Origin of the sequence: Vibrio sp. V03_P4A6T147, from assembly GCF_002241085.1 — a bacterium.
Taxonomy (GTDB): domain Bacteria; phylum Pseudomonadota; class Gammaproteobacteria; order Enterobacterales; family Vibrionaceae; genus Vibrio; species Vibrio anguillarum.
This window is the reverse complement of sequence record NZ_NDIO01000191.1, coordinates 1-3852: the sequence shown is the minus strand read 5'-3', so window position 1 is coordinate 3852 and position 3852 is coordinate 1. Positions and strand designations below refer to the sequence as shown.

Genomic DNA, 3852 nt, shown 5'->3' with positions numbered 1-3852 from the left:
GATCTGCGCTGTCATCCCCCAAATAAAATGATGTTGATAAGGGATGGCGAAAACGCGATGTCGTTGATTTTTTACTTGAAATAATTCGCTATAGAGTTTGTTTCGATCAAACAGATGGTGGGCGGGAACTTCAAATATTTCGTCCACTTCATTGGTATCAATAATAGCTTTGTAATTGGGGTTGATAAAAGCAAGAAAGGGCGTCACTACAAATTTACTGACGGTAACTAATTCAGGTAGTTGCCCAAAAATAGTGATGTCGTTTGCTAGAATTCCAATTTCTTCTCTTACTTCACGAAGCGCAGTGATCTGCAGCGAGCCATCGACTTCCTCATATTTCCCGCCAGGAAAACTGATTTGTCCCGGATGATGTTTAAGGTGTGCAGCTCTTTTGGTTAATACCACATTTAAACCATTCTGCCGCTCAACAAAACCAATTAACACTGAAGCCTTGCGTAAAGTTTGGGGAGCAAGGTGTGCCACACGACGGATAGATTCTTCATGATAAGGCACAGGTTGTTGCAACTGAAAGCGCTGGATAAGCCGATCTTTTGTCAAGGGGGTCGCAGTCTGTACGCTGTTTCTCTTCATTTTCGTTACCTATTCGGATTTTGCGTCTACCTCTTTTTAGCCTAGTTCAATAAACCTTGGAAAGGTTAACGAGGTTGTTCGAGCACAGGTAAAATTCGGCTCAGTTTATCCAGTGTCTCCTGATATTCAAGCTCACACTGACTATCGGCAACAATACCGCCACCAGCCCAAACGTGCAGTTGTTGCTTTTCTGCCACCAAAGTTCGGATAGTAATACTGCTGTCCATTGTCCCGTGGCGGCTAATATAGGCGATGCTGCCACAGTAAGCGCTACGGCGGTGAGGCTCTAACTCCTCAATAATTTCCATTGCACGTACTTTTGGTGCGCCAGTAATTGAGCCTCCGGGGAAGCTGGCTCTTAATAGATCGGCCGCGCAATAGGCGGAATCAAGTTCTGCGCGAATGGTACTAACAAGGTGATGCACGGCAGGAAAACTTTCAATATCGAACAGCTTAGGCACATGTACAGACCCCGGCTTTGCCACACGGCCAACATCGTTTCGTAATAGGTCAACGATCATCAAGTTTTCTGCTTGATCTTTTTCTGCGCAAGCAAGGTCTGCCGCGTTAGCGGCGTCAATGCTGGGGTTATCGCTTCTTGGTCGGGTGCCTTTTATCGGCTTAGTTTCGATGATGTTGTGTTTGACCTGCATAAAACGCTCGGGGGAGACACTCAAAATCGCTGACTCCTCTAAGCGAATAAAAGCCGAAAATGGTGCGCAATTAAACGCTTCCAGTTTTTGATAAGCTTGCCATTCACTGCCTTCATAATGCGCTTGAAAACGCTGTGCAAGGTTGATTTGATAACAATCACCACTGAGCAAATAGTGCTGGATTTGCTCAAATTTCCGTTGGTAGCTCTCTTTACTCATGTTGGATTGCCAATCAGAGCGTAATGCAAAATGGCCGTTGTTTTTGGAGTTCTGAGTGTTGAGCCATTGCCATGCTTCATCAATATGATTGCCCACCACGTAGGCGGCTTGGTGCAAATGATCAACGACCACAGCCCATTGATAGAGACCAATCGCCATATCAGGTGTGGATAGATCGTGCTCAGCGAGCGTTGGAATTCGTTCTATCTGCCGCCCTAAGTCATAGGCAAAATAACCGAGTGCACCGCCCACGAAAGGAAGGTCTATATCGCTTTGAACATCGGGCAAATACTGCTGCTGCAACTGTTTGAGCAGTTGGAATGGGTCTGCCTGAGAATCATAACGAGACTGCGGTTCGCATACCGTCGTTTTACCCCCTTGTGTCACTAAGGTGACCAGTGGTTCAGCGACTAAAACATCAAAACGGCTATCGATATGCGTCTTAGAGGCGGAGCGCAACAGCATAGCCCACGGGCAGTCTTCGATTTTAGAAAACAATTGGTGAGCGAGATCGACATGGTAAGTCAGTGCGTTAACTTGGATATGATTGAATTCGTTGTTGTTCATTTGCGTAATTTGTGACAAAGAGACCGATCACTGCATGGCGTGTTGAGTAAAGCAAGAGTATCATAAAATGCAAATTAAAAGCTGCTACTTGATTGAATCACATCAATAAGTTGATTTTTTGCTGATAAGCTTACCGCTTATTGAATGAGGAACACGCAACAGTCAAGAGAAGCATAACAATAACGAGGCACGCAATGACGGTAATTCGCAAGCAGGATGTGATCAGCAGTGTCGCTGACGCTCTTCAATATATCTCTTACTACCACCCTCTGGACTTCATTCAAGCGTTAGAAAAGGCTTATCATCGAGAAGAGAGCCAAGCTGCGAAAGATGCGATCGCACAAATTCTCATTAACTCGCGCATGTCAGCAGAAGGGCATCGACCCATTTGCCAAGATACCGGCATCGTAACCTGTTTTGTCAACATTGGTATGAATGTGCAATGGGAGTCTGATCTCACGGTGCAAGAAATGATTGATGAAGGAGTTCGTCAAGCGTACACCAATCCAGATAACCCATTGCGCGCTTCTATATTAATGGATCCTGCTGGTAAGCGTATTAATACTAAAGACAATACGCCTGCTGTCGTTCATATCAATATGGTGCCAGGAAATAAAGTCGACATTCAAATCGCAGCCAAAGGCGGCGGCAGTGAGAACAAAACCAAGATGGTAATGCTCAATCCTTCCGATGACATTGCTGAATGGGTAGAAAAAACCGTACCCTTGATGGGGGCGGGTTGGTGTCCTCCGGGTATGCTCGGCATTGGTATTGGCGGCACCGCAGAAAAGGCGGCTGTGCTTGCAAAAGAATCACTGATGGAGCATATCGATATTCAAGAACTGATTGATCGTGGTCCACAAAATGCGGAAGAAGAACTGCGTTTAGATATTTTTAACCGCGTGAACCGTTTAGGCATTGGTGCGCAAGGGCTTGGTGGCTTAACCACAGTTGTGGATGTAAAAATCAAAACAGCGCCGACTCACGCCGCGTCTAAACCTGTTTGTATGATCCCTAACTGTGCGGCGACCCGCCATGTTCACTTTACGCTAGACGGTACGGGCCCTGCTGAACTTACACCACCAAAGCTAGAAGATTGGCCACAAATTGTGTGGGACGCAGGAGCAAGCGCGCGCCGCGTCAACCTTGATGCGGTTACTAAAGAAGAGGTTCAAGAGTGGAAAACCGGTGAAACACTGCTTCTTTCCGGTAAGATTTTAACGGGCCGCGATGCCGCACATAAACGACTCCAAGCAATGTTGCAAAATGGCGAAGGGCTGCCTAAAGGCGTCGATCTTAAAGGTAAATTTATCTATTACGTTGGCCCCGTTGATGCGGTGGGTGATGAAGTTGTTGGTCCAGCAGGCCCGACCACATCGACACGTATGGACAAATTTACCGACATGATGCTTGATGAAACGGGCATTATGGGGATGATAGGCAAAGCAGAGCGTGGACCTGCGACGGTGGAGTCAATCAAAAACCACAAAGCGGTCTACTTGATGGCGGTGGGTGGCGCGGCTTACTTAGTGGCGAAAGCGATTAAGAAAGCACGCGTGGTGGCATTCGAAGATTTAGGTATGGAAGCCATTTATGAATTCGAAGTTGAAGACATGCCAGTCACGGTTGCGGTGGACTCGCGTGGCGCGAATGCTCACCAAATAGGCCCAGACACATGGAAAGTGAAGATTGCCGAAGCTCAAAAGAAAGCTTAATCTGATCTCATCGCGTTCTCACGATAACTGCAGCTTAGGCTGCAGTTATCGTCTATAAATCAGTAGATAATTGAAATGCTCATTTGCAAAACTAGGAGGGTAGATGC

The 3852-nt window shown here is 46.5% G+C and carries 3 protein-coding genes; 1 reads left to right on the top strand and 2 read right to left on the bottom strand.

What is annotated here, in order from left to right:
• A partial coding sequence (locus tag B9J84_RS07670; RefSeq protein WP_094123875.1) for a CoA pyrophosphatase occupies positions 1 to 591 on the bottom strand: 591 nt, incomplete at its 3' end.
• 65 nt (positions 592 to 656) lie between these two features.
• Positions 657 to 2048, bottom strand: coding sequence for an aminodeoxychorismate synthase component I (pabB, locus tag B9J84_RS07665; RefSeq protein WP_094123874.1), 1392 nt, complete (start codon positions 2046 to 2048; stop codon positions 657 to 659).
• A 176-nt stretch (positions 2049 to 2224) separates the two neighbouring features.
• Between pabB and B9J84_RS07660 the strand changes: the two genes are divergently transcribed.
• Positions 2225 to 3745 carry a fumarate hydratase gene (locus B9J84_RS07660; protein ID WP_010320695.1) on the top strand — a complete coding sequence of 507 codons (1521 nt, stop codon included), beginning with the start codon at positions 2225 to 2227 and terminating at the stop codon, positions 3743 to 3745.
• Positions 3746 to 3852: the final 107 nt, after the last annotated feature.